General features: G+C 58.0%; 25 protein-coding genes. 19 read left to right on the top strand and 6 right to left on the bottom strand.

All coding sequences use genetic code 11. The annotated features are described in order from the left end of the window. Window positions 1-3: 3 nt before the first annotated feature. Both AC2FH8_RS00980 and AC2FH8_RS00975 read right to left on the bottom strand, forming a co-directional pair. Window positions 4-633 (bottom strand): TRAP transporter small permease subunit, encoded by a 630-nt coding sequence (locus tag AC2FH8_RS00980; RefSeq protein WP_142634321.1) that lies wholly within the window; start codon window positions 631-633, stop codon window positions 4-6. Between the two features lie 65 nt (window positions 634-698). After that, window positions 699-1715, bottom strand: a complete 1017-nt coding sequence (locus tag AC2FH8_RS00975) for a C4-dicarboxylate TRAP transporter substrate-binding protein (RefSeq protein ID WP_496687677.1) — start codon at window positions 1713-1715, stop codon at window positions 699-701. Between the two features lie 428 nt (window positions 1716-2143). Here AC2FH8_RS00975 and acs point away from each other — a divergent pair, with 428 nt between their 5' ends. From acs to AC2FH8_RS00935, 8 genes are all read left to right on the top strand, one after another. Continuing rightward, the gene (gene acs / locus AC2FH8_RS00970; RefSeq protein WP_142634325.1) at window positions 2144-4108 is read left to right on the top strand and encodes an acetate--CoA ligase; all 1965 of its coding nucleotides are present in this window, start codon (window positions 2144-2146) and stop codon (window positions 4106-4108) included. A 7-nt stretch (window positions 4109-4115) separates the two neighbouring features. Then, the gene (locus AC2FH8_RS00965; protein ID WP_496687676.1) at window positions 4116-4799 is read left to right on the top strand and encodes an adenylate kinase; all 684 of its coding nucleotides are present in this window, start codon (window positions 4116-4118) and stop codon (window positions 4797-4799) included. Between the two features lie 184 nt (window positions 4800-4983). Next, window positions 4984-5268, top strand: coding sequence for a DUF4212 domain-containing protein (locus tag AC2FH8_RS00960; RefSeq protein ID WP_142634329.1), 285 nt, complete (start codon window positions 4984-4986; stop codon window positions 5266-5268). A 6-nt stretch (window positions 5269-5274) separates the two neighbouring features. Continuing rightward, entirely contained in the window at window positions 5275-7059 is a 1785-nt protein-coding gene (locus tag AC2FH8_RS00955; RefSeq protein ID WP_142634331.1) for a sodium:solute symporter family protein, read from the top strand. A 111-nt stretch (window positions 7060-7170) separates the two neighbouring features. Further along, complete coding sequence (locus tag AC2FH8_RS00950; protein WP_271946600.1) at window positions 7171-8994, top strand: DUF294 nucleotidyltransferase-like domain-containing protein; 1824 nt, start codon at window positions 7171-7173, stop codon at window positions 8992-8994. 26 nt (window positions 8995-9020) lie between these two features. Further along, the gene (locus AC2FH8_RS00945) at window positions 9021-9539 is read left to right on the top strand and encodes a hypothetical protein (protein WP_496687674.1); all 519 of its coding nucleotides are present in this window, start codon (window positions 9021-9023) and stop codon (window positions 9537-9539) included. 1 nt (window position 9540) lies between these two features. Then, entirely contained in the window at window positions 9541-10953 is a 1413-nt protein-coding gene (locus AC2FH8_RS00940) for a 3'-5' exonuclease (RefSeq protein WP_496687672.1), read from the top strand. 88 nt (window positions 10954-11041) lie between these two features. Continuing rightward, a complete protein-coding gene (locus AC2FH8_RS00935; RefSeq protein WP_281994740.1) occupies window positions 11042-11542 on the top strand; it encodes a flavin reductase family protein in 501 nt (166 codons plus the stop codon). A 3-nt stretch (window positions 11543-11545) separates the two neighbouring features. Here AC2FH8_RS00935 and AC2FH8_RS00930 read toward each other — a convergent pair whose 3' ends face one another. The 3 genes from AC2FH8_RS00930 to AC2FH8_RS00920 are packed head-to-tail and all read right to left on the bottom strand — an operon-like array spanning window position 11546 to window position 13778. Beyond that, the gene (locus AC2FH8_RS00930) at window positions 11546-12025 is read right to left on the bottom strand and encodes a DUF6505 family protein (RefSeq protein ID WP_281994741.1); all 480 of its coding nucleotides are present in this window, start codon (window positions 12023-12025) and stop codon (window positions 11546-11548) included. After that, window positions 12025-12720: a biotin/lipoate--protein ligase family protein gene (locus AC2FH8_RS00925; protein WP_496687669.1), complete on the bottom strand. Its 696-nt coding sequence runs from the start codon at window positions 12718-12720 to the stop codon at window positions 12025-12027. Before AC2FH8_RS00925 ends, AC2FH8_RS00930 begins: the two co-directional genes overlap by 1 nt. Further along, the gene (locus tag AC2FH8_RS00920; RefSeq protein ID WP_142634347.1) at window positions 12717-13778 is read right to left on the bottom strand and encodes an Mrp/NBP35 family ATP-binding protein; all 1062 of its coding nucleotides are present in this window, start codon (window positions 13776-13778) and stop codon (window positions 12717-12719) included. Before AC2FH8_RS00920 ends, AC2FH8_RS00925 begins: the two co-directional genes overlap by 4 nt. Before the next feature lie 110 nt (window positions 13779-13888). Between AC2FH8_RS00920 and AC2FH8_RS00915 the strand changes: the two genes are divergently transcribed. Beyond that, window positions 13889-14617: a hypothetical protein gene (locus AC2FH8_RS00915; RefSeq protein WP_496687667.1), complete on the top strand. Its 729-nt coding sequence runs from the start codon at window positions 13889-13891 to the stop codon at window positions 14615-14617. On the opposite strand, the gene AC2FH8_RS00910 is transcribed toward AC2FH8_RS00915, so the two are convergent. Then, on the bottom strand, window positions 14611-16563 hold the full coding sequence (locus tag AC2FH8_RS00910; RefSeq protein ID WP_496687664.1) for a 4Fe-4S binding protein: 1953 nt from the start codon (window positions 16561-16563) through the stop codon (window positions 14611-14613). The genes AC2FH8_RS00915 and AC2FH8_RS00910 overlap by 7 nt on opposite strands. A gap of 230 nt (window positions 16564-16793) precedes the next feature. On the opposite strand from AC2FH8_RS00910, the gene AC2FH8_RS00905 reads away from it, so the two are divergent. The 10 genes from AC2FH8_RS00905 (at window position 16794) to AC2FH8_RS00860 (ending at window position 25975) form a co-directional block, all read left to right on the top strand. Next, window positions 16794-17348 (top strand): DUF3305 domain-containing protein, encoded by a 555-nt coding sequence (locus tag AC2FH8_RS00905; RefSeq protein ID WP_142634353.1) that lies wholly within the window; start codon window positions 16794-16796, stop codon window positions 17346-17348. Continuing rightward, window positions 17345-17926, top strand: coding sequence for a DUF3306 domain-containing protein (locus tag AC2FH8_RS00900; protein WP_496687661.1), 582 nt, complete (start codon window positions 17345-17347; stop codon window positions 17924-17926). The genes AC2FH8_RS00905 and AC2FH8_RS00900 overlap by 4 nt, the downstream gene beginning before the upstream one ends. A 4-nt stretch (window positions 17927-17930) precedes the next feature. Beyond that, a complete protein-coding gene (locus tag AC2FH8_RS00895; protein WP_496687658.1) occupies window positions 17931-18542 on the top strand; it encodes a TorD/DmsD family molecular chaperone in 612 nt (203 codons plus the stop codon). 59 nt (window positions 18543-18601) lie between these two features. Further along, entirely contained in the window at window positions 18602-18790 is a 189-nt protein-coding gene (locus AC2FH8_RS00890) for a ubiquinol-cytochrome c reductase iron-sulfur subunit N-terminal domain-containing protein (protein WP_142634359.1), read from the top strand. Window positions 18791-18897: 107 nt separating this feature from the next. After that, complete coding sequence (locus tag AC2FH8_RS00885; RefSeq protein WP_496687656.1) at window positions 18898-21792, top strand: formate dehydrogenase subunit alpha; 2895 nt, start codon at window positions 18898-18900, stop codon at window positions 21790-21792. Window positions 21793-21803: 11 nt separating this feature from the next. Continuing rightward, a complete protein-coding gene (gene fdh3B / locus AC2FH8_RS00880) occupies window positions 21804-22397 on the top strand; it encodes a formate dehydrogenase FDH3 subunit beta (RefSeq protein WP_085821701.1) in 594 nt (197 codons plus the stop codon). Between the two features lie 121 nt (window positions 22398-22518). Next, window positions 22519-23700 carry a formate dehydrogenase subunit gamma gene (locus AC2FH8_RS00875; RefSeq protein ID WP_496687653.1) on the top strand — a complete coding sequence of 394 codons (1182 nt, stop codon included), beginning with the start codon at window positions 22519-22521 and terminating at the stop codon, window positions 23698-23700. After that, window positions 23701-24963, top strand: a complete 1263-nt coding sequence (locus AC2FH8_RS00870) for a c-type cytochrome (RefSeq protein WP_496687651.1) — start codon at window positions 23701-23703, stop codon at window positions 24961-24963. A 13-nt stretch (window positions 24964-24976) separates the two neighbouring features. Continuing rightward, entirely contained in the window at window positions 24977-25102 is a 126-nt protein-coding gene (locus AC2FH8_RS00865) for a hypothetical protein (RefSeq protein ID WP_271946568.1), read from the top strand. Beyond that, a complete protein-coding gene (locus tag AC2FH8_RS00860; protein WP_281972249.1) occupies window positions 25103-25975 on the top strand; it encodes a substrate-binding domain-containing protein in 873 nt (290 codons plus the stop codon). It abuts the gene before it with no gap.

Raw genomic sequence — 25975 nt, 5'->3', positions numbered from 1 at the left:
ATGCTAGTCCTGCCCTTCGAATTGTTCGGCTTCAGCGGCAGCCTGCGCAGCAGCGTCCTGTATCATCGGCACCGCAACTGGGTTTTGTAGGCCCAGCACAAAGGCCCGTCCATAACCCCAGATTTGCAGCACAAGCCGCAAGCAAAGTACCGAAAACGCAATAGGTGCCAGTAACTTGGCAGGCCAGAGCGGGATGCCAATGTCGATCGAGCTGTCCCGGCTCCACAGAGGTGCGCCAAAGTCGAATGATCTGTCGAAATGGGACCAGCTGCCCCAGACCAATGCCAACATGAGCACCAGGATGAGAACGACCGAAATCAACTCGAACAGCCACAAAGCCCGTCCGTGTAGCCGCGAAATGACAATATCCATCCGGATATGGCCCCCATCGCGTTGTACGTAAGAGATACCTAGAAACGCAATCAAAGGCATGGCTTGCTCGATCCAATCGACATAGCCCGGCAATGGCGCGTTATAGGCGTTGCGCCCACTCACCGAGACAACTGCCAGCACCATTAACCCGAACACGGCAATTCCGCTGATCAGTGCAAGCGTACGCTCGGCCCTTAACAGCAGCTGGTCCAGCCTGCTCAGACGGCTATCATCCGCAAGCACCGTCGCCTGTCCTGCCATTCCGCTGGCCCTCTCTGTATTGGAATCAGTGTCCGGGTACCGCGCAGGGTACCCGGAACGCGTGATCAGTTCCCGCCACGCTGTTGTTTCAGCGTCAGTTGAACAAGATCATATAGATCCTGCGCAGGCAGACCCTGCGCGGACATGTCAGCGATCCACTGCTCGCGGATCGGATCAGCAGCCTTGGTGCGGAATTCCTCCAGCACGGCTTCGTCGATCTGAACTTTCTGCACGCCTTTTTCGGTCAACACACCATCCCACTGCTCCAGCAGACCGCCGTAATTGGTGAGATAATGGGCAATGGCCTCGTCGACAGAACTGTTAAGCGCTTCACGATGTTCCGCAGGCAGCGCTTCGTAGGCGTCGATATTGACCACAACCGGACAGTTTACAGTGCCGGGGTTCAGGTTGGCCGTCCACCAGTCGGCTTCGTTGATAGTGCCGAAAGACAAATGTGCGTGCTGAGCAAAGGCCACTGTATCAACAACACCGGATTCCATCGCATTAAACGCCTCGGTCGCGGGCACCGATGTTGGAACACCGCCAACGGCCTCAAACGCCTGGCCCAGCCCGCCAGTCGCACGTACACGCATGCCGTCAAAATCTGCAAGCGTTGAGCGCGGATCACCGGTTCCAACGATATTATACTGGGGCATTGGCGACGTCATGATGATCCGGGCATTCCACTGAGCCATCTCATCCTTAACGGCGGGATGATCATATACAGCGTGGCTGACGGCCACCTCTTCTTCCAAATTGTTCACACCCAGGAACGGCAGTTCAAGTACAGTGATCGCCCGATTTTTGTCGCGGTGATAGCCTGCGCAGAACTGCGCCATCTCGAATGCACCGATCTCAATCCCGTCCAGATTCTCTTTCGGCTTTGACAGCCCGCCATAGCTGACATTGATCGTGAATTCGCCACCGGTTTTTTCGCTGACCAGTTCAGCCAGTTTCTCGACATGTTCGGTAAAGGCCCGGCGTTTGCCCCAGACCGAAGCATTCCATTCTGTTGCTGCAGCTTCGGTAACGAATGCAACAGTCAGGGCGGCGACGGCGGCACCGCTCAACATTTTAGTCATAGTGATTTCTCCCATTGATGCGCCCCCTTTTTTGGGTCGCTTGCGCGTAAAGCTAGCGCCAACATCGATATGTGCCAACCCCTGCCAGACCACCCACCAAAATCTGCAATCCGCCCGCCAGCGCTAACAATCATAAGGTGTATATGAAATGTGTAAATTTCACGGGCGAGCACTTTGAAAACAGTTGAAAAGTGATTAACATCTATATTGCTGTTTTAAATATGCTTTTTTGACATCTTACGATTTCCTTTACAATTCCTTCAAAGGGATTGAAATTTATTAACAAATAAACCCTGCTATTTCTGTAATTTATTTCTTTGTTTTCTGATCTCCGTATTATCCTGCATCGGGAGGAAACAGGTCGACATTGCCTGTTCAGCGGGCAAGATTGTCCCAGTGAATTTAAGTCCAGAGGGAGGAACCTCAGAATGACAACCGCTGCTCAGGCAGATGCCAAAGTTTATCCGCCATCCGCAGAAATTTCAGCGCGTGCGCATGTCGATGCCAAGAAATACGGCGAAATGTACACGGCTTCTATAAACGACCCCGTTGCATTCTGGGGCGAACAGGGCAAACGCGTTGACTGGATCAAACCCTATACCCAAGTGAAAGACGTCAGCTATGATTTGGGCTCGGTCGGGATCAACTGGTATGCGGATGGCACTCTGAACGTTTCAGCCAACTGCCTGGATCGTCATCTGAATACACGCGGCGATCAGACTGCGATCATCTGGGAACCTGATGACCCGAATGAACCCGCCCAACACATTACCTATGCCGAACTGCACCGCCGTACCTGCCGGATGGCAAATATCCTGGTTTCCATGGGCGTGCGCAAAGGCGACCGTGTGGTCATTTATCTTCCGATGATCCCCGAGGCTGCATATGCGATGCTGGCGTGCGCACGTATCGGCGCAATCCACTCGATTGTTTTTGCAGGGTTTTCCCCCGATGCCCTGGCTGCACGCGTCAACGGATGCGACGCCAAGGTACTGATTACAGCTGATGAGGCCCCTCGCGGCGGCCGTAAGACACCGTTGAAGTCAAACGCAGACGCGGCCCTGCTGCACTGCAAGGACACCGTGAAATGCTTGGTTGTCAAGCGTACCAACGGCCAGACCACATGGATCGACGGGCGCGACTACGACTATAACGAGATGGCGCTCGAGGCGGATGACTATTGCGCGCCTGCGGAAATGGACGCCGAAGACCCTCTGTTCATTCTGTATACCTCCGGTTCGACCGGTCAGCCGAAGGGTGTCGTGCACACGACCGGCGGATATCTGGTCTATGCGGCAATGACGCATGAGATCACCTTCGATTACCATGAAGGCGACGTCTATTGGTGTACCGCCGATGTCGGTTGGGTGACCGGCCACAGCTATATCGTCTATGGCCCGCTGGCCAATGGCGCGACCACGCTGATGTTCGAAGGTGTTCCGACCTATCCGGATGCATCCCGCTTTTGGCAGGTCTGTGAAAAGCACAAGGTCAATCAATTCTACACGGCCCCTACCGCTTTGCGCGCCCTGATGGGGCAAGGCAATGAATGGGTCGAGAAATGCGATCTGAGCGATCTGCGCACGCTGGGCACTGTGGGTGAGCCGATCAACCCGGAAGCGTGGAACTGGTACAATGACGTTGTCGGCGGTGGGCGCTGCCCGATCGTGGACACCTGGTGGCAAACCGAAACCGGTGGTCACCTGATGACCCCCCTGCCCGGCGCCCACGCGATGAAGCCCGGCTCGGCCATGAAGCCGTTCTTTGGCATCCAGCCTGTGGTTCTGGACCCGCAATCCGGGGTCGAGATCGACGGCAACGGCGTCGAAGGCGTGCTGTGCATCAAGGACAGCTGGCCCGGCCAGATGCGTACGGTCTGGGGCGATCATGAACGGTTCGAGAAGACTTATTTCTCGGACTACAAAGGCTACTACTTCACCGGTGACGGCTGCCGCCGGGACGAGGATGGCGATTACTGGATCACCGGACGTGTGGACGATGTGATCAACGTCTCGGGGCACCGCATGGGTACGGCCGAGGTCGAAAGCGCTCTGGTGGCACATGCTGCCGTGGCCGAGGCTGCGGTTGTGGGCTATCCCCATGATATCAAGGGGCAAGGCATCTATTGCTATGTCACCTTGATGAATGATCGCGAACCCTCGGACGAGCTTGTGAAAGAGCTGCGCACCTGGGTTCGGACCGAGATCGGACCGATTGCCAGCCCGGATGTGATCCAATGGGCTCCTGGCCTGCCAAAAACCCGCTCGGGCAAGATCATGCGCCGTATCCTGCGTAAGATCGCCGAGAATGATTTTGGATCGCTCGGTGACACATCGACCCTGGCTGATCCGTCCGTGGTCGACAACTTGATCGAAAACCGCGCAAGCAAGTGAGGATGTGATGGACGCTGCCACGATCACTACACCCACCGTACTGATCCTTCTCGGCCCCCCGGGTGCCGGGAAGGGTACACAGGCCCGTATGCTCGAAGACAAATTCGGGCTTGTCCAACTCAGCACGGGTGACCTGTTACGGGCGGCAGTTGCCGCGGGAACCGAAGCCGGAAAAGCCGCCAAAGCTGTCATGGAGGCGGGTGATCTGGTCAGTGACGATATCGTAATTGCAATCCTGCGGGATCGTCTGGCCGAACCGGACTGCGCCAAGGGCGTCATTCTGGACGGCTTCCCCCGCACCACGGTTCAGGCACAGGCGCTGGACGCGCTGCTGTCAGAGACCGGTCAGCAGATCAACGCAGCCATCAGTCTTGAGGTTGAAGACGCTGAAATGGTGATCCGTATTTCCGGCCGTTACACATGTGCCGGATGTGGCGAAGGGTTCCATGATCGGTTCAAAACGCCCGCAGTCGAAGGCAAATGCGACAAATGCGGCAAGACCGAGTTCAAGCGCCGCGCCGATGACAATGCTGAAACCGTCGCCTCACGGCTGGCTGCCTATCATGCGCAGACCGCGCCGCTGATCACTTATTACCAAGACCATGGCGTTCTGAAAGGTCTGAACGCCATGGGCTATATCGAAGACATCGCCGGCAATCTGGAACGGATCGTCAGCGACACAATGAACTAGGGGAATATGACCCGCCCTCAATAAGGGCCGAATTCCTAAAGGAAAACTTCAAAGGACCCGCTCTGGCGGACCAGAGAAGTCTTGCCTGATGCCACCTGGCATCAAGCATATCGAAAAGTGGCCCCGCGCGCTGGAGGGTTAGGACAACGGGCCGCTCAAAGAGGAAGCGAAGGAGGAACCCGCGATGGCGGATCAATCAACACACTCCGCGCAGACTGCCGAAGCCGATAAGGGCTATTGGCAGGCCAACCTGCGTCTTATCTACATCAGCCTGGTGATCTGGGCGCTGGTGTCGTTTGGATTCGGCATTTTGCTGCGTCCACTTCTGTCCGGCATTTCCGTCGGCGGAACCGATCTCGGCTTTTGGTTCGCGCAACAGGGATCCATCTTGGTCTTTCTGCTGCTGATCTTCAACTACGCCTGGCGGATGAACAAGCTAGACGCTGAATACGGCGTTGAGGAGGAGTAAGACCCTATGGACCAGTTTACCATCAACCTGCTGTTTGTGGGCGCGTCCTTTGCGCTTTACATCGGCATCGCGATCTGGGCCCGTGCTGGGTCCACATCAGAATTCTACGCCGCCGGTCGCGGCGTTCACCCGGTCACCAACGGTATGGCGACAGCGGCAGACTGGATGTCTGCAGCCTCGTTCATCTCGATGGCGGGCCTCATCGCCTTTACCGGTTATGACAACTCGTCCTTCCTGATGGGTTGGACCGGTGGTTATGTGCTGCTGGCGCTGCTTCTTGCCCCTTACCTGCGTAAGTTCGGCAAGTTCACCGTGTCAGAGTTCATTGGCGACCGCTTTTACAGCCAGACCGCGCGTATCGTGGCGGTGATCTGTCTGATCGTAGCGTCTGTGACCTACGTGATCGGCCAGATGACCGGCGTTGGCGTAGCTTTTGGCCGCTTCCTTGAAGTGTCAAACACCACCGGGTTGTTAATTGGTGCAGCCGTTGTGTTCGCCTACGCGGTGTTTGGCGGGATGAAGGGCGTGACCTACACACAGGTCGCTCAGTACTGCGTGCTGATCACCGCCTACACAATCCCAGCCATCTTTATTTCCCTGCAACTGACTGGCAATCCGGTTCCGGCTCTGGGTCTGTTTGGTGATACCGCCAGCGGTGAACCGCTGCTGACCAAGCTGGATGCGATCGTGACCGAGCTGGGCTTTAACGAATACACCGCCCACCACTCGGACACGCTGAACATGGTGCTGTTCACGCTGTCGCTGATGATCGGTACGGCCGGTCTGCCGCACGTTATCATGCGTTTCTTCACCGTGCCGAAAGTGGCTGATGCCCGCTGGTCTGCCGGTTGGGCGCTGGTGTTCATCGCACTGCTGTACCTGACCGCCCCTGCGGTTGGCGCAATGGCCCGTCTAAACATCAGTGACATGATGTGGCCAAATGGCGGCATCGAAGGTGGCGCCGTATCCGTCGAAGATATCGACAACGACGCCCGTTATGACTGGATGGCCACATGGAAGAAAACCGGCCTGCTGGACTGGGAAGACAAGAACGGCGACGGCAAGATCCAGTACTATAACGACAAGAATGCCGACATGCAGGCGCTTGCGGAAGAGAAGGGCTGGGTCGGAAACGAGCTGACCAAGTTCAACCGTGACATCCTGGTTCTGGCCAACCCCGAGATTGCCAACCTGCCGGGTTGGGTGATCGGTCTGGTCGCTGCCGGTGGTCTTGCGGCTGCTCTGTCGACCGCTGCGGGCCTGTTGCTGGCGATCTCGTCCGCTGTGTCACACGACCTGATCAAAGGCGCGATCAACCCGCAGATTTCGGAAAAATCCGAGCTTCTGTCGGCGCGGATCGCAATGGGCGTGGCCATTGTTGTGGCGACATATCTGGGCCTGAACCCTCCAGGTTTTGCAGCGCAGACCGTTGCCCTGGCGTTTGGTCTGGCAGCTGCCTCGATCTTCCCGGCGCTGATGATGGGGATCTTCTCGACCCGCATCAACAACACCGGTGCAGTTGCTGGTATGCTGGCTGGTCTGACTGTGACCCTGGTCTACATCTTCCTGCACAAGGGCTGGTTGTTCATTCCGGATACCAACTCGTTCACGGATGCTGATCCTCTGTTGGGTACGATCAAGTCGACTTCGTTCGGCGCGATCGGTGCATTGGTCAACTTCACTGTCGCCTATGTGGTGGCTGGCATGACCAAAGAAACCCCGCAAGAGATCAAGGATCTGGTCGAAAGCGTCCGCATTCCCCGTGGGGCGGGTGCCGCTCAGGATCACTGAGTAGAGATGCGGCCCCTGAGCACCTTGCCAAAGGCCGTTTCTTTCGACTGACTACTCCCGCCCGGCATTCCACCGGGCGGGATTTTTCGAATAGAAACCGAGGAGTATCCGATGCCCCTGCCCCAAGCCGAGATCACGCGGTTTCTGAAATCCGTTCACCCTTATGACGCCCTGCCCGCCGATGATTTGGCAACGCTGTCTGATCAGATCGAAGTTTGGGAGGTCGAAGAAGGATCCCCGGTGTATCAACTGGGCGCGCCCCTGCCCGGCGTATTCGTGATTTACGAAGGACAGGTTGAAATCACTGACAGGAACGGCGCGATTGTCTCTCATCTGGGGCTGCGCAATTCTTTCGGGGAACGCGGTTTACTGAAAGACGGTAAAGCCGCGACCAAAGCGCAGGCGCACGCAAACTCGGTTTTTCTGGTGATCCCGCCCAACCTGATCCGAGACCTCATTGACGAACATGAAATCGTCGCCAAATTCTTTGATCGGACCCGCACGGAACGCTCCAGCCCCCAAAGCCTTGCAACCAGCGCTATCGACGTTCTGATGGCACATAACCCCGCAACCTGCCCCCCTATTACCACCGTTCGCGAAGCGGCGCAGATGATGAGGGACAGACATATTTCCTCTCTCTGCATCACCGAGGGGGACATTCTTTTGGGGATCGCCACCTTACGAGATATCTCGGGCAAATACGTTGCCGATGGGATGTCTGTGGATACCCCTGTATCGGCAATAATGACGGCAAACCCGGTGACGCTGTCGCCGTCGGATATCGGATCGGATGTTCTTCACATCATGATGGAGCGCGGCATCGGCCATATTCCGGTATCCGAAGCTGGGCGTCTGGTCGGAATTGTCACCCAGACAGACCTGACCCACTATCAGGCGGTCAATTCCGCCGAGTTGGTGCGCCGGATAGCAAATGCGCAAACCGCGCAGCAGATGGCAGAAGTGACCGAAGAGATTCCCCAGCTTCTGGTCCAGCTTGTCGCTGCCGGAAATCGCCACGAGATCGTTACGCGCCTGATTACCGATATCGCCGACACAGCCACCAGACGTTTGCTGGCAATGGCGGAAAAACAGCTTGGACCACCACCTGTGCCTTACCTATGGCTGGCCTGTGGATCGCAGGGACGACAGGAACAAACCGGGGTGTCGGATCAGGACAACTGCTTGATGCTGGATGACAAAGTAACCGATGACGACCTGCTATATTTCCAGGCACTGGCAAAAATCGTGTCGGACGGGCTGGATAAATGTGGGTACTTTTATTGCCCGGGCGACATGATGGCGACAAATCCACGCTGGTGCCAACCGGTAAGTGTCTGGCGTGATTATTTTCGCGGGTGGATCGCCAAACCAAACCCCGAGGCGCAGATGCTGGCCTCGGTCATGTTTGACCTGCGCCCCATTGGCGGCGCATTTCACCTGTTCGATGACCTGCAGGCCGAAACGCTGGCCGCGGCCCAAGCGAATTCAATCTTTGTGGCACATATGATCTCGAACTCGTTAAAGCACACGCCGCCGCTAGGCCTGTTACGCGGGTTTGCTACGGTACGCTCGGGTGAACATCGCAACACGCTGGATCTAAAGCATAATGGCGTTGTGCCTGTGGTTGACCTGGCCCGGATATACAGCCTTCAGGGGCAACTGTCCCAGGCCAATACACGTGCCCGCCTGAAAGCAGCTGGGGCGGCAGGCGTCCTCAGCCCCTCAGGTACCCGCGACCTGCTGGACGCTTACGATCTGATCGCCGAAACGCGGCTGGACCATCAGGCCCGTCTGGTGAAAGGCAACAAGAAGCCGGACAATTTCCTGCCCCCTTCCGATCTTTCGGACTTTGAGCGAAGTCATCTGCGAGATGCCTTTGTCGTGGTAAAAACAATGCAATCGGCGGTCGGCCACGGTAAAGGAATGCTGGGCTAAACCCTCAGGAACCTTGGAGAGTATTCATGTTCTTAGAACTGATCGGCACGATATTTGCAGGCGTCGCCCTAGCCGGCATCGTGATGGTGATCAACAAACTGACAGGTGGACGCCTGCCTCGTTGGTCCGCACCAGTCGCGGCGGGCATTGGCATGATCGGGATGACGATCAACAGCGAGTATTCATGGTTTGACCGCACGCGCGATACGCTTCCAGATGGTCTGATCATCATTCAAGAGGTCGAAAGCCGCGCTTTGTACCGTCCCTGGACCTATGCGATGCCCTTTGTTGATCGTTTTGCCGCAATCGACATCCTATCTGTGCGCACCAATGACCAAGTGCCTGAGCAGCGCCTCGTTGAACTGTATTTCTTTGGTCGTTGGGCACCGGTTTCAAAATTGCCGGTCGCTGTGGATTGCGACAAGAACCAACGCGCCAATCTGGCGGATGGGGCAGAGTTTGGTGACAACGGCCAGTTGCTGAACGCCGATTGGGTAACAGGCTCTACGAACGATCCGATCATCGAGGCCACTTGCGGAGTGTAACATGCTGACCCGATTAAGCCTGCGCCTGCGGATTTTCCTGTTCTTCTGCCTACTGGCGGTCGGCGGAGTTGCCGTCAGCTCGGTTGCGCTTTGGGTAAGCTACAGGCGGGCGGCGGATCCGGCCCTTTTTGACGCGTTCATCTTTGCAGAGATCGTCATCGGGTTCGGTCTGCTGGCCGTGATCGCCGCTGTCTGGCTATTGTTCGACGATAATGTCGCCAAGCCGATCGAAAGGCTTTCCGCTGAACTGCGCGCACGAGCGCATGCCGGTGTCAGCCGCGACCTCGATCTGCAAGCCGCACGGTATCTTGGCGACCTGGCCCCTGCGGCTGCCGGTCTGGCCAACCAACTGTCCGACAAGACCATGGGCGTGGCAGAGGCTGTCGCTGCTGAAACCGAGCATCTGGCTGCGGAACAGCAAAGGCTTAGGGCGCTTTTGACTGAAATTCCTGTAGCCATATTGCTGGCTAGCGCCTCTCACAGGCTCGTTTTGTATGACGGACAGGCCGCCGAGGTTCTGGCACAGATTTCGCATCCACGCCTGAATGCGCCACTGTTCGATTACTTCCAGCCAGACGCGCTGCAGAAAGCCTATGCTAAACTGACCAAGACCGGGATGGAGGCATCCTGTTCGCTGACCAGCATTGATGGGGCGCAGACCTATTCAGCCCGCATGAAACCGCTGGGGGAAACTTCCGGCTATATGCTAATCCTAGATGACAGCGCCGCCAATATAGCGCCTGAGGCTGCCAGACCTCTGGTCTATGACTTTGGTTTGCTGAACACATCCACCGACCAATCATTCGAGACATTGCCTCTGCGCGAGCTTTGTTTTGTTGTCTTCGACACCGAAACCACAGGCCTGCTGCCGCACAAAGACGAGATCGTCCAGATCGGCGCAGTCCGTGTGGTAAATGGACGGATGGTCGAAGGCGAAAGGTTGGATATGCTGGTGAACCCGGTCATGCCGATCCCTGCCGCCTCGACCAAGGTTCACAAGATCACGGATCGAATGGTCGAAGGCGCGCCGGAAATCGCCGAAGCCGGGCGTATCTTTCACGAATTCGCGCGAAATGCTGTAATCGTGGCTCATAATGCACCTTTTGATATGGCGTTTCTACGACGCCACGCCGACCGTATGAAAGTTGAGTGGACGCATCCCGTACTGGATACGGTCCTGCTATCAGCGGTCCTGTTCGGCGCCAGCGACACGCACACTTTGGACGCGCTGTGCGAACGGCTGGACATTACAATTCCGCATGAGCTGCGCCATACGGCATTGGGTGATGCAGTTGCCACCGCCGAGGCGCTGGTTCGGATGCTTCCGATGCTGCAAGCGCGCGGGATGAATACGTTTGGCGAGGTCATCGAAGCAACCCGCCGGCACGGTCGTCTGCTTGAGGACCTGAACTGAGGGCGAAATATGCACCTCAGGCGCAGCTTTTCATGGACAATCCCGACTTGCCGTGGCACCTGAGGCGCGGCCACAGAATGAGCGTGAGATGACGGACCGCACCTTCACCCCAACCCCGGACAACAGCACCGCGTTTCGCGAGGCATTGGGGTGTTTTGGAACCGGGGTCACGGTCGTCACCACCGAAACAGCGCTGGGGCCCCGCGCAATCACGGTCAATTCGTTTTCCTCGGTCTCGCTGACGCCTCCGCTGGTGCTGTGGTGCCTGGCGAAGGATTCGAACCGGTTCGACGCTTTCAAAGACTGCGATCACTATTCGATCCATGTGATGGCTGAGGAACAGCAGGAACAGGCCCTAAAATTCGCGCGCGAGGGTGCGGATTTTTCACATGCCAACTGGGCCGCAGATCACCGTGGTCGCCCTCGTCTGGCGGATTGTCTGGCGCGGTTCGACTGCCAGCTTCATGCCCGGCACGAGGCAGGGGATCATCTGATCATCGTGGGTGAAGTCGAACAGGCCATGTACCGCACCGGCAAAGGCCTGATCTTCAAACGCGGTCAATTCGGCGGCTTTGCTGATCTGCTATAAGCCCTATTCGTCCAGCGATCCGTGGACCGCCAGCGCCTCAAGCTGGGTTTCCTGCGGTGTGATGATGCGAAACGCCTCAAGCACCCCGGTTTCAGACAGTTCACGGGCGACGGTCAGCAGAGTATTGGCGGCGTGTTCATCACATAGCTCTGCCATATGCGCGATCTCTTCCTGCGCAACACCCAGGGCGGCCTCGACCGATGGGGCCCCGTAGAATTGCACGAAATGTTCCGCCAAATTCCGGGCAATCTGGTCGATCTCGGCCTGTTCAACCTGCGTCACCGCTACAAAGGTCACCCGGCCGAATGTCTCAACCCCCAACCAACCATTCGCAAAGGCCTGGCGGGCTTTACCCTCCAAATCGCCTTCGCCCCAATTCGAAAACTCGAACCCGCCTGAAATGCACCACTCACCCGTTCGCGCCGGAGAATGAAACACATTCGTGTCGCTTTCATCGAAATGGATCGCACGGGCCAGTTTCATCATCCGTTCTCCAGTAAGTCAGTCAGCGGGTGCAGGCGGGTGTCCGCACCATTGCGGATAAGCATGCCAAACCGTTCATCAGTGCCCAAAAAGACCCCGATCTCGCCAAAGGGTTCGCCAACACCACGCAGCAGGCCCAACCATTCGCTGTGCAACGGCGCGTTGCCGTCTTCTTGCCAACGGTTGAGCCATGTCAGCATATGGCGCGACCAGCTTTCAATCAGTTGGACAGGCTGGACCTCGGCACACCCTTCATCGTAGAGCGCTGTGATATCCGGGGCCTGGCCTGGCGCGGTGCTGGTCTGTAGCAAGGCCAGCTCCCAGCCGACAATCAACCAGTCAGGCTCAATCTGAGGGTCTGAAGTCGACGCAGCAACCTGAAACTTGCCGCAGGTCGCACCATTCACACAGATAGGGCCGCCCCAGTCCAGATGAACGGCAACCTCGGGCGGGGCTAGAGCGCCCAGCGCATTCTGAAACCCAACTCCGCAAAGCGGCAACATCACCATGGCGTCCTGCAATGGAACCTCAGGTGCAAATACAATGGCAACGCGCAAACGGTTGGCCTGAATGTTGTAGACCACCGTTCCGGCATCACAGCCCAGCGCTGCCATCGCCTGGGCGCGTTCGAACGGGTCTTCCCCGCCCTGAACGCCATGTCCAGTCAGCAACGGAGGAAAGACCGGCTGGGTCATGCATTGCCCTTGGTGATCATGTCGCGGGCAATCTTGCGGAAAGCTTCGGCCTGTGCGCTGTCCGGCTTGCTGACAACGATGGGCGCCCCCCCATCCGCCGCAACCCGGATATCCAGATGCAGCGGAATCTCACCAAGCAGCGGAATGCCCAGCGCCTCGGCCTCAGCGGCGACGCCGCCATGTCCGAACACATGTTCCTCATGCCCGCAGTTGGAACAGATATGGGTCGACATATTCTCGATCATCCCAATAATCGGCGTCTTGAGCTGATTGAACATATCGATCCCTTTGCGCGCGTCGATCAGGGCCACGTCCTGCGGGGTCGATACCACGATGGCCCCGTCCACCTTGAACTTCTGGCTGAGCGTCAGTTGCACATCGCCGGTGCCCGGCGGTAGGTCGACAATCAATACATCCAATGCTCCCCACTGAACCTGTCCCATCATCTGTTGAAGCGCGCCCATCAGCATCGGACCACGCCAGACGACCGCCTGACCTTCGTTGGTCATCAGTCCCATCGACATCATCGTGACGCCATGATTGCGCAGGGGCAGGATCGTTTTGCCATCCGGGCTGGCCGGGCGGCCAGAGACACCCAGCATCCGAGGCTGTGAAGGGCCATAGACATCAGCATCCAACAACCCGACACGCCGCCCTTCTGCAGCCAAAGCACAAGCCAGATTTGCGGATACGGTGGATTTACCGACTCCGCCCTTACCGGATGCAACGGCGATGATCCGATCGACACCCGGAACGGCCTGCGGACCTGTCTGAGATGGTTTCGGCTTGGGCTTCAGTTCAGGCGGGGCCTTTTCGGAATGCGCAGTCATCATGGCGGAAACCTTGTCGACCCCCTCCACCAACTGCGCAGCCTGCTCGGCGGCGGCGCGCACCGGCTCCATCCGCTCTGCCTGTTTCGGATCAATCTCAAGCACAAAGCGCACTGTATCGCCATCGACATTCAACGCGCGGACAACTCCGGCGCTGACGATATCCTGGCCTGAAACCGGATCGGTGATTTTCTTCAGGTTCGCCAGAACCGCGTCACGAACACTCATGCCATTACCCTTTTGGTTTGCCCGGTCGTTGGGATACGTTTCATTGCATGTGTCTCCGTCTTTTTTTCGTTCATTTGACGCATTCGGGCGCAGGCCGATAAGCTGCCTTTATGCGGGTTACCTTCTTTTGCCTGAGCTTGCTGCTCTCTGCTACCCCCTCTTGGTCGCAAGAGGCGCTGGGGCTTGCCGCCCCGGATGAGGTTACAGACTCTGGTCTGTTGCAACATATTCTTCCGCGTTTTTCTCTCAAGACCGGGATACGCGTCGTTGCAGACGATTCCGGCGCTATGGCTTTGGGCGGTTCACCGCCAGGTGATCCGGTATTCGAGCGTCATGGCGTCACCTATCACCTGCGCATTGTGGACGACCCAAGGCAGATTCGGTTTCGGGAGTGGCTGCTTTCTGACATCGGCAAACGCACCGTTGAAAGCTTTAGCCCCGATAGCGGCCCGTCCTATTCGGCCAGTTTCACTGTCGAAGCCGCAACAGAGGGTCCGAAGATCGAAGGCGACGCTGTCCTGGGTGCGGAATTGTCGATGACCCATTGCGGGCGGTGCCATGTGATCGGTCCAGAGAACCGAATGAACGGGCTTGGCTCCACCCCCTCTTTCGCCGTGCTGCGGGCTATGCCGGACTGGTCCGAACGGTTCGAGGCCTTCTTTGCCCTGAACCCTCATCCCGCTTTCACACAGATTGAGGACATAACCCCACCCTTCGATCCTCTGCGTCCCCCTCCAATCCACCCGGTCGAGATGACGCTAGAGGAGTTAGAGGCCATTCTGGCCTTTGTCTCGGCCATCAAGGCAGCAGATCTGGGCGCGCCGCTACAGCTTCAATGATCCTTTCTTTTCGAGAAATAGTCCTCGGTCGTGACGACTTTGGGTTTCGGGTTTGACTGAAACGGGTTGTCCTTGTGTTGGAACTGCGCGTTCACGCGACAGTTGTCACACATCTGGATCATGCGCGCCTGCTCGGATGTCGCAAACATCGGATGCGTACCAGACAACTTTTCCATGATACGTTCGACGGTCGATTTGACACCAAAGAGAGCACCGCATTCCACACATGCAAAAGGATCTTCTTCGTTCAACACGTCCTGAGACAGGGCCGCATCACTTAAATCCAGTTGCGGAACCAGAGTTATTGCATTCTCGGGACAGATTGTCCGGCACAGACCACATTGCAGACAGGCATCCTGTTGAAAGTTCAGCTGCGGCATATCCGGGTTGTCGGCCAAAGCGCCTGACGGACAAAGGGACACGCAGCTGAGGCACAATGTACAGGCGTCCGTATCCACCGCGATGGCCCCATAGGGTGCATTCTCGGGCAAGGGCAACGGGGCTGCGGCCTGCGGGTTCAGCGCCTGTGCGGCCAGTCGCGTAATCTGCCTGCGATTTCCCAGCGGCAGAACCGGGTCGGCCAAGGGGGGCGGCACCTCCTGCGCATATAGCAGGTCAGACAGCGCATCGGGATCAGCCTCATCGATCAGGGCCAGACCGCCCGCGCCAGCGATCGCCTGCGCCAACGCCAGTTCTCTGTCCAATGCATCCCTTTCGGTTGTTGGGGCTAGCAGCACATCAACCCGCGCAAACCCATGCGCCAGCGCGGCCAGCATCTCGGCATGGCCAAAGCCCGAGATCACGTTCAGCTCCAGCGGGATCACATCCGCTGGAATCCCGCGTCCGAAACGGGCGGACAGACGGATCATTTCGGCCCCATGCGCGTCATGCACCAACAGTCGGGGGGCTTGCCCGCCTGCACGCCGGTAGGTTCGCGACAGAATGTGCATCCGTGACAGCAGCGCAGAAACGGGCGGATCCTCGTATGTGATCGCAGTCGAAGGGCACACCGCCGCGCATTCTCCACATCCCGCGCAAACCATAGGGTCGATGGCTACATGTTCGCCCGCAGGGGTGATCGCCCCCGTCAGGCAGATATCCAGGCAATTCGTACACCCGACCTGTTCGGCACGGGAATGCGCACAGAGGGATTCTTCCAACCGGACATAGAGAGGTTTTTCAAATGTCCCGACCAGTTGCATGGCCTCGAACGACAGACGCTCCACGGCCACCGCATCTTTGGGATCTGCCCGCAAATACCCCTCGCGCTTGGACGGGGCCTGCACCAGAGGCATGCCGCCCGTCAGATCCACAACCATATCGCATGAGGAGTTCGCCCCGTCGCGCGGTTCGGTCCAGCCAAAGGCCCCGCGCCCACCGGGTTCAAGCTGTTGCAACGCATCCAGCTTTATCGAAAACCCGCCCAGCGCACCTTTCACAGTACGAACGCGCCCGCGCACCACATCAAAGCTGCGCGACATGGGGTCCATGTCATCAGTAGCCAAGACCGTCACGGCCAACTGGTCCGACAGGCGTTCTGCCACTTCAAAGCTCAGCGCGCCGGGCCCGACGATGAAACACGTCCCTTCGCTGACCACATCGACACTGGGTGTGATCGGCTGAGGCAACACCGCCTCAGCAGCCAGCGCGGCCATTTTGGGGGCAGCATCCTGCCCTTGTTCAGACCACCCAGCACGATCGCGAAGATCGACAAACCCTGGCACTTCGACACCTAACTCATCGGCCAGTGCCAGAAAAACATCCTGCTCTTGTGTACAGGCTATTACGACTTTGCCCTCTTGCAGCGGCTGTGCGACGCTTTCCAGTTCTTTCGTACATAATGCGGTGTGAATTCTGGAGCAGGCGACATCGCAAGCTGACGATAGTTTCTCAGCGTCAATGGTTTGCGTTCCCGCACAGTCACATAGCAGCAATCTCGTACCCATAACCTCCCCCGGATGTCCTCCCCAGTCCAAGGTCAGCTTAGAACCTCTGAAGAAAGTAGCAATGCCCGTGGGGGCCGGATCGCCGGAACAAAGCCCGATAATAGCCGCGAGGACCGTAAACAATCGGTGAGGGGTGCATATTCGACCACCCAAGGACTTGGCAGGAAGCTACTTTGTGTACCATAGTAGACCCTGAGGAAGGCAGGGGAGAGCTTTCCAGGGAGGACTTAGTGGCCAAGGCCGCCAGCCAGATTGAAATGCCAATCGGCGTCGTCGTGCGCAAAACACCCGGGGTTACACGCTGGGCGCAATGGAATTGGCGCGCCGTCGCCGTGCTGCCCGGCGCTGGACCGGCCGATTGGCTGGAGATGCGGCGCGAGGGTGAAGCGGTCGAATACCACGCGGCCACCCTGCCCCTGACCCTGTGGTCAGATGAGGCCGAAGCCTACATGGTCAACCTGTCGGACGGGCAACCCTCGATCTATCTGGTCCTGCGCGATGCGCTGGATGGAACACAGCCGATGGACGCTGTGCTGGTGACCGCCTCACCCTTCGAAGGACAGGACTACGCCGATACCGGCGAAGAGCTTGTCGAGAAAATCCCAATGACTGATGGGCTGATCGCTTGGGTACGTGATTTCGCACTGGAGCATCATCGCAACGAAGTCTTCGTCAAGCGCCGCCGTGATAAGAAACGCACCGATCTGGTTGAGGACGGCAAAGGGGATGTACGCATCCGGCAGGACTCGGATGTTTTCCGCGCCCCGCGGAGGATTGTGCAATGACAGAAACCCGCGATTTCTGGTCGCGCCGCAAAGCCGCCGTTCAGGCTGAGGCCAAAGCCGAGGTTGTAGCAGCACAAGAACAGGCTTTCGCTGAACAGCGGGGCGAGCTGGAAGAAAAGACTGACGCTGAAATTCTGGCGGAATTCAATTTGCCCGACCCTGATCAGTTGCAAGTTGGTGACGACGTCTCGGGCTTTATGGCCAAGGCAGTGCCTGACCGATTGCGCCGCCGCGCCCTTCGGCAGCTCTGGCGTCTGAACCCGGTTCTGGCCAATGTCGATGGGCTGGTGGATTACGGCGAGGACTATACCGACGCCGCCTGCGTGATCGAAAATATCCAGACCGCCTATCAGGTCGGCAAGGGAATGCTGGCCCATATCGAGGCTTTGGCCGCTCAGACCGAAGAGGAAGACACAGACCAGATCCCTGAGGTTGAAGAAACCACGCAAGAGCCTGAGTTGCCCGAGGTACCCGAGATGCAATCGTCAGAGCCTGTAATGACTTCTGAAATCGACGACTCGGAAGAGGCAGAGCTTACGCTTGCCCCACGCCGCATGAAGTTTGAATACGAAGGATAACGTTATGACCGCAAGCAACGCGCAAAACCTAGACGTCTCAGCCGAGGATCGTCTGCGCGCGGATTTCTATAACTTCCTTGGGCTGTTGCTGGCCTCTCCACCGGATCATATGTTGCTGTCTCAGGTGGTCGGTCTGACCGGCGATGACACCGATCTGGGACAGGCCATCAAGGCGATGTCGCGGGTGGCAAAAGTGACAAAACCTGCGGCTGCCGAACGCGAATTCAATGCCCTGTTCATCGGGCTAGGACGCGGAGAACTGCTGCCCTATGCCAGTTTCTACCTGACTGGTTTCCTGAACGAAAAACCGCTGGCGCAACTGCGCAACGACATGGCGGTTCGTCAGATCACACGGGCGCAGAACGTGTTTGAACCCGAAGACAATATCGCCTCGTTGATGGAGATGATGGCGGGCATGATTGTCGGACGCTTTGGCGCGCCCGCCTCATTGGAAGATCAAAAAGCGTTCTGGAACAAACACATCGGCCCCTGGGCCGCACATTTCTATTCAGATTTGGAAGCTGCGGAAAACTCGGTTTTCTATGCCTCGGTCGGCACCGCCGGTCGGGTTTTCATGGAAATCGAGCGTGAAGCCTTTCGAATGACGGCGGGATGATCCCGCCATTCGCCAGCGCCCCAATAGGCGCTAGATCGCAATTGGGAAAGGAGGATCCCATGAGCAAAACCAAGGAAGAAGGCGCCACGCGCCGTGACTTCTTGAAACTGGCCGGAACCGCAGCGCCCGCTGCAGTTGCCGCCGCCAGCCTGAGCGGACAAGCCGAGGCAGCCGAGCTGCCGACGGATGAGACCCGCATGCAGGACACCGCGCATACGCGCGCATATCTGGACAGCGCCCGGTTCTGAACCCCGGACGATGTCACCACCCGACTGACGGTTGCGATTGGCCCTGACGTCGGCACCAACAGTACCAAGCCAGCCATAGCTAACATGGCCAGCAAGGGAGGAAAGAAATGCTTAGGAAAAAGACCAACGGGGTTGCGAGACGCTCCCAGCGGACAAGTATCCTGTCCCAGGTCGGCGAGAAAACCGTCGATCGCCGCGCGTTCCTGCGCGGATCGGGCCTGACGATCGGCGGGTTGGCCGCGATCAGCGCCACGGGTGGAACCGTGACGCCAGCCAGTGCCCAGTCAGCGGCCAATCAAGCCGTTGAAAACATCAAATCCATATGCACGCATTGCTCGGTCGGCTGTACCGTAGTGGCCGAGGTGCAGAACGGCGTCTGGATCGGGCAAGAACCCGGCTGGGACAGCCCTTTCAACCTAGGTGCGCACTGCGCCAAGGGGGCCTCGGTCCGTGAGCACGCCCATGGTGAACGCCGCCTGAAATATCCGATGAAAAAGGAAGGCGGCGAGTGGAAGCGCATCAGCTGGGAAGAGGCGATCAACGAGATCGGCGACGGCATGATGAACATCCGCGCAGAATCCGGACCGGACAGTGTGTACTGGCTTGGTTCCGCGAAACATAACAACGAACAGGCCTATCTGTTCCGCAAGTTCGCCGCCTATTGGGGCACGAACAACGTGGACCATCAGGCCCGTATCTGCCACTCGACCACTGTTGCGGGTGTTGCGAATACATGGGGCTACGGCGCCATGACCAACAGCTACAATGACATCCACAACTCCAAGGCTATCTTCATCATCGGTGGCAACCCGGCTGAGGCACACCCGGTCTCGCTGCTGCATGTTCTGCGCGCAAAAGAGCAGAACAACGCGCCGCTGATCGTTTGCGACCCGCGCTTTACGCGCACCGCCGCGCATGCGGATGAATATGTCCGCTTCCGCCCCGGCTCAGACGTGGCTCTGATCTGGGGTATCCTCTGGCACATCTTCGACAACGGCTGGGAGGACAAGGAGTTCATCCGCACCCGTGTCTGGGGCATGGATCAGATCCGTGAAGAGGTCGCCAACTGGAACCCGGAAGAAACTGAGCGTGTGACCGGCGTACCCGGATCACAGCTTAAGCGCGTGGCGCGCACCATGGCCAACAACCGTCCTGGCACGGTGATCTGGTGCATGGGCGGCACCCAGCATACCAATGGCAACAACAACACACGCGCCTATTGCGTGCTGCAGCTGGCGTTGGGCAACATGGGAACGTCGGGCGGTGGCACCAACATCTTCCGTGGCCACGACAACGTGCAGGGTGCGACGGACCTTGGTGTTCTGTCCCACACCCTACCCGGCTATTATGGGCTGTCCGCAGGGGCATGGGGCCATTGGGCGCGCGTTTGGGGTGAAGAGCCTGAATGGCTGTCCGGCCAGTTCGCCTCGATCAAAGACAAGGAGGGCAAGGATAAACCGCTACAGAACGAGCGCGGCATCCCGGTCTCTCGTTGGATCGACGGTGTTCTGGAAGACCCCGCCAACATGGATCAGGACAACAATGTCCGAGCCATGGTTCTGTGGGGGCACGCTCCGAACTCGCAAACCCGCGGGCCGGAAATGAAGACGGCGATGGAAAAGCTGGACATGCTGGTCGTGATCGACCCGTATCCCACCGTTTCCGCCGTTCTGCATGATCGGACCGATGGCGTTTACCTACTGCCGGCCTGTACGCAGTTCGAAACCCGTGGCTCGGTCACGGCCTCGAACCGCTCGTTGCAGTGGCGCGACAAGGTGGTCGAACCGCTGTTCGAAAGCCTGCCGGACGAGGTCATCATGGCCAAGTTCGCCAACAAATTCGGCTGGGCAGATCGGTTCTTCCGCAACATCGAGATGGAGGACCCTGAGACCCCGAATGTAGAAAGCATCACGCGTGAGTTCAACTCGGGCCTCTGGACCATCGGCTATACCGGCCAGTCGCCAGAGCGTTTGAAAAGCCACATGGCCAATCAGCACACGTTCGACAGAACCACGCTGCAAGCTATAGGTGGACCAAACGACGGCGAATATTACGGTCTGCCCTGGCCGTGCTGGGGAACGCCAGAGATGGGTCATACGGGGACACCAAACCTCTATGACATGTCCAAACCGGTGGCCGAAGGTGGCCTGACCTTCCGCGCGCGCTTTGGCGTGGAACGTGATGGCGACAACCTGCTGGCGGAAGGGGTCTATAGCGTTGGGTCGGAAATTCAGGACGGATATCCCGAATTCACGATGCAGATGCTAATGGATCTTGGTTGGGACGGCGATCTGACGGCCGAAGAACGTGCGGCCATCGACGCCGTTGCGGGGCCAAAGACCAACTGGAAAACCGACCTGTCAGGCGGCATCCAGAGGGTTGCGATTGCACATGGCTGTGCGCCCTTTGGCAACGCCAAGGCCCGCACCGTGGTCTGGACTTTCCCGGACCCGATCCCACTGCATCGCGAGCCGCTCTATACCAACCGGCGCGATCTGGTAGAGGACTATCCGACCTATGAGGATCGTCAGTCCTATCGCCTGCCAACCCTGTATGCCTCGATCCAGAAGAACGATTTTTCAAAGGATTACCCGATAATCCTGACGTCAGGTCGTTTGGTCGAGTATGAGGGCGGAGGTGAGGAATCCCGGTCGAACCCGTGGCTGGCCGAACTGCAACAGGACATGTTTGTCGAGATCAACCCCCGTGATGCCAACAACCTGGGCATTCGCGACGGGGCTCAGGTCTGGGTCGAAGGGCCTGAGGGTGGTAAGGTCAAGGTGATGGCGATGCTGACCAACAGGGTTGGTGCCGGCGTGGCCTTTATGCCATTCCACTTTGGCGGCCATTTCCAGGGTCAGGATTTGCGGGACAAATACCCCTCAGGCGCTGATCCCTATGTGCTGGGTGAAAGTTCCAACACCGCCCAGACCTATGGTTATGATTCAGTAACCCAGATGCAGGAGACCAAAGCGACTCTCTGCAAGATCTCAGCAGCGTAAGGAGGACGACAATGGCTAGAGCAAAGTTTCTCTGCGACGCTGAACGCTGCATCGAATGCAACGCCTGCGTAACCGCGTGTAAGAACGAGCACGAGGTGCCTTGGGGCATCAACCGCCGCAGAGTGGTGACGATCAATGACGGCGACCCGGGCGAACGCTCGATCTCGGTTGCCTGTATGCATTGTTCGGATGCGCCCTGTATGGCGGTGTGCCCGGTTGACTGCTTCTATCAGAACGAAGAAGGGGTCGTCCTGCACTCCAAGGACCTGTGCATTGGCTGCGGCTATTGCTTCTATGCGTGCCCGTTCGGCGCGCCGCAATACCCACAGGCAGGCAACTTCGGATCACGCGGCAAGATGGACAAATGTACCTTCTGCGCCGGTGGCCCCGAGGAAACGCACTCGACCGCAGAGTTCGCCAAATACGGTCGCAACCGGATCGCAGAAGGCAAACTGCCCATCTGCGCCGAGATGTGTTCCACCAAGGCCCTGCTTGCCGGTGACGGCGACGTGGTATCGGCCATCTATCGCGAACGCGTCGTGGCGCGCGGTTTCGGGTCTGGCGCCTGGGGGTGGGGCACAGCCTACGACCAAAAAGACGGCTGATCCTTGGCCAAACCTTCCCCGGCGCGCAAACCGTGTGCCGGGGAGCACTAAGATTTTTCGACGAAAAATCTCTGCCCGCCCGGAAAAGGGCCTACGCCAATGACCGCGTCACGAGGTTCATATGACTTTCCTGCGACTTCTGTTCTGTCTCATTGTTTTGACTGTTCCTGCCCTTGCTCAGGATGCTCCGGATCGCAATTCGACGGGTGGGGCGACCACGCTCGAGGATATCTTGGCCCGGCAGCGTGGCGAGACGGTCGATAACGGTTATCGCTCAGGTAACACCGGTCAAGGCAACGCCGAAGGTCTGATGGGCCAGTTGGGCACACGTGGCGTGGCGTCTGACAGCGACGTCTATCGCGCTTTGCGCTATGGCTCGGCGGATGTGACCGTTTCGTCGAACGGTCCTGCGGCCAGCGTCTTGATACAGGACGGAGGCATGTGGTGGTTGAATTTCCGAACAGGCCCGTTACGCGATTACGGCACGTATATTCTGGCCGGGATGCTTGGCATCCTGCTGCTGTTCTTCTTGATCCGGGGTAAAATCCGCATTGATGGTGAAAAGACGGGACGCACGGTTACGCGTTTCTCGGGCTTTGAGCGGTTCGGACATTGGCTGTTCGCGGGCTCTTTCCTTATCCTTGGCCTGACCGGATTGCTGACCCTTTATGGTCGAGACTTTCTGATCCCAATCTTCGGGAAAGAAGGCTTTGCGACCATAGCGCAGGGCTGCAAATGGCTGCATAACAACCTCGCCTGGGCCTTCATGCTTGGTTTGATCATGGTCACTGTGAACTGGATCGCCCACAACATCCCCAACCGCACCGACCTGAAATGGCTGGCCGCAGGCGGCGGGTTGTTCACGAAAGGCAGCCATCCCCCGGCCAAAAAATTCAACGCGGGTCAAAAGATCATCTTCTGGGCCTGTATCCTGCTCGGCGTATCGATCAGCCTGTCGGGCCTGTCTCTGCTGTTCCCGTTTGAGATGCCGCTGTTTGCTAAGACCTTCTCAATCGCAAATGCCACCGGCATCCCGCAGATGTTGGGTCTGAACCTTCCGGTGCAGATGTCACCACAAGAAGAGATGCAATATGCGCAGGTTTGGCACGTGATGGTCGCCTATGTCTTCATCGCCATCATCATCGCGCATATCTACCTGGGCTCGGTGGGGATGGAGGGCGCTTTCGACGCGATGGGCACCGGCGAGGTCGAGGAACAATGGGCGCGTGAGCACCACTCGCTTTGGCTCGAAGAGGTACAGGAAAAAGAGGCCAATAAGGCAGTGGCCTCGCCTGCGGAATAGATGCGCAGTCTAATCCTAGCACTGGTGTTGACCCCCCTGCCCGCTTTGGCCGAGTTCTTCACGCTGAAAGGTCATGGCGGTCCGATCATGGGGATTGCCTCCGCGCCGGACGGCCGGATTGCGACGGCCAGCTTCGACAACTCCGTCGGCCTGTGGTCAGACCGCACGCCGCAATGGCTTGAGGGGCACGAGGCTGCCGTGAATAGCGTCGCCTTTGGCGACACAGCGATCTATTCCGCTGGTGACGACTTTACCCTGCGCCGGTGGCCGGATGGCCAAATCCTCGGGCGGCACAAGGGCAAGATCGTCGATATTGCTGTTTCAAACTCCTACATCGCCACTGCCAGTTGGGACGGCACGATAGGGGTTTGGCCGCTTGACGGGTCAGAGCCAAAGATATTGGGGCCCACAGGCAGCGGTGTGAATGCTGTTGTGTTCACACCAAACGGAGATGCGGTGTATACCGGCGGGGTTGATGGGGCGGTTCGTCTTTGGGATGTCGCAACCGGTCAGGAAAAACTGCGACTGGTTGATAACGGGTTCGGCATCAACGAACTGGTCCTGAATCCCCATGAAAACTGGATTGCCTATGGGGCCGTCGATGGCGTCACGCGCATTCGTGATCTGACTACAGGCGACGAGCATGATTTCACCCTGGACCGCCGTCCAATCCTTGCGCTGGCTCTCAGCCCGGACCGCAGCTTGCTGGCGGTGGGGGACGGAGAGGGTCATATCATGTTGGTCGATACCATCGACTGGCGCATCGCACAGGATTTTCGGGCCACATTGCGCGGCCCGGTCTGGGCGCTGGCCTTCTCAACCGATGGTAAAAACATCTATGCAGGTGGTATAGATGAGGCGATGTATAGCTGGCCGGTATCTGACCTTGGCGACCAACAACAGATGGCCGCGACTGAACCTAGTTTTCTGAAGAACCCTGACCAGATGGACAATGGCGAGCGCCAATTCGTGCGCAAATGCTCGATCTGCCACAGCCTGACGGCGGACGGGCACAGACGTGCTGGACCTACGCTCTCTGGTGTATTTGGTCGCCGGGCGGGCAGCTTACCGGAATATTTCTACTCGGACACGCTGCAAGACTCTGATATCATTTGGAATGGCGAGACGATAAATGCCCTTTTCGACCAAGGACCAGACCATTACATTCCGGGATCGAAGATGCCCATGCAACGGATTACACAAGCGGATGACCGCAAAGATTTGATCGCCTTTCTGCGCCGCGTCACGGCACCGGAAAACTGAACCGGAGGTAAATATGAAAGCCTTTCTAGCCGCTGTTGCCACGATGGCTGTAATTGCCGTCGCTGCGCCATTTGCCTTAGGCCAATTCGGATTCAGCGCGGCGAATGCCAGCGCGGGTTCGGCCGTGCGCCTCGACTGAATGTCAGAATACCTGACCACCAAAGAACTGGCCGACCTGCTGCGCATTGGCGAGCGTAAAGCCTATGACCTTGCTTCATCCGGCGAGGTCCCCTGTGTCCGGGCCATGGGCAAACTCTTGTTTCCAAGGGCCGAAGTCATTGCCTGGCTGAACGCATCGCGCAGCGGACCGCAGGTCGCAGAACCGTCGCTGCCGCCGATCGTGGCGGGCAGTCATGATCCGCTGTTGGATTGGGCTCTGCGGGAAAGCGGGTCGGGCCTGGCAACTTATTATGACGGCTCATTTGACGGCTTGAATCGCCTGAAAGAACGATCAGCGCAGGCTGCGGCGCTGCATATCCACGAGACAGACGGATTTAACACGCAATCTCTCCAGGACCATCTGGGAGAGGCACCCGTCATTCTGTTCGAACTAGCAAAACGCCAGCGTGGGCTACTGATGGCCCCCGGTGTGACTGGGATATCGGACTTTTCTGACCTCCGGGGCCGTCGCATTCTTCTTCGTCAGGACAGTGCCGCCAGTCAACGGTTGTTCGACACGCAACTGCAGGCGCACGGCCTGAACCGAGACGATCTGGATACCCTGCCGACCTGCGCACGTACCGAAGAAGAGCTGGCCATAGCCCTGCATGACAGCAAAGCCGATGCCGGATTCGGCCTGGGTGCGCTTGCGGGGCTGTACAATCTGGGCTTTGCCCCGACCCATACCGAACGCCTGGACCTTGCCATCTGGAGGCGCGCCTATTTCGATGGCCCGATGCTTCGGTTGCTCGGCTTTGTGCAATCCGACCGCTTTGCCACCCGGGCAGAAGAATTCGGCGGGTATGACTTGTCGGATCTCGGAACCATCCATCACAATGGAGCCAGCGGATGA

This window comes from Ruegeria sp. CDSC025 (assembly GCF_059610805.1).
Note: the sequence above shows the minus strand (reverse complement) of the source record. Positions and strands in the feature narration are given on the sequence as shown.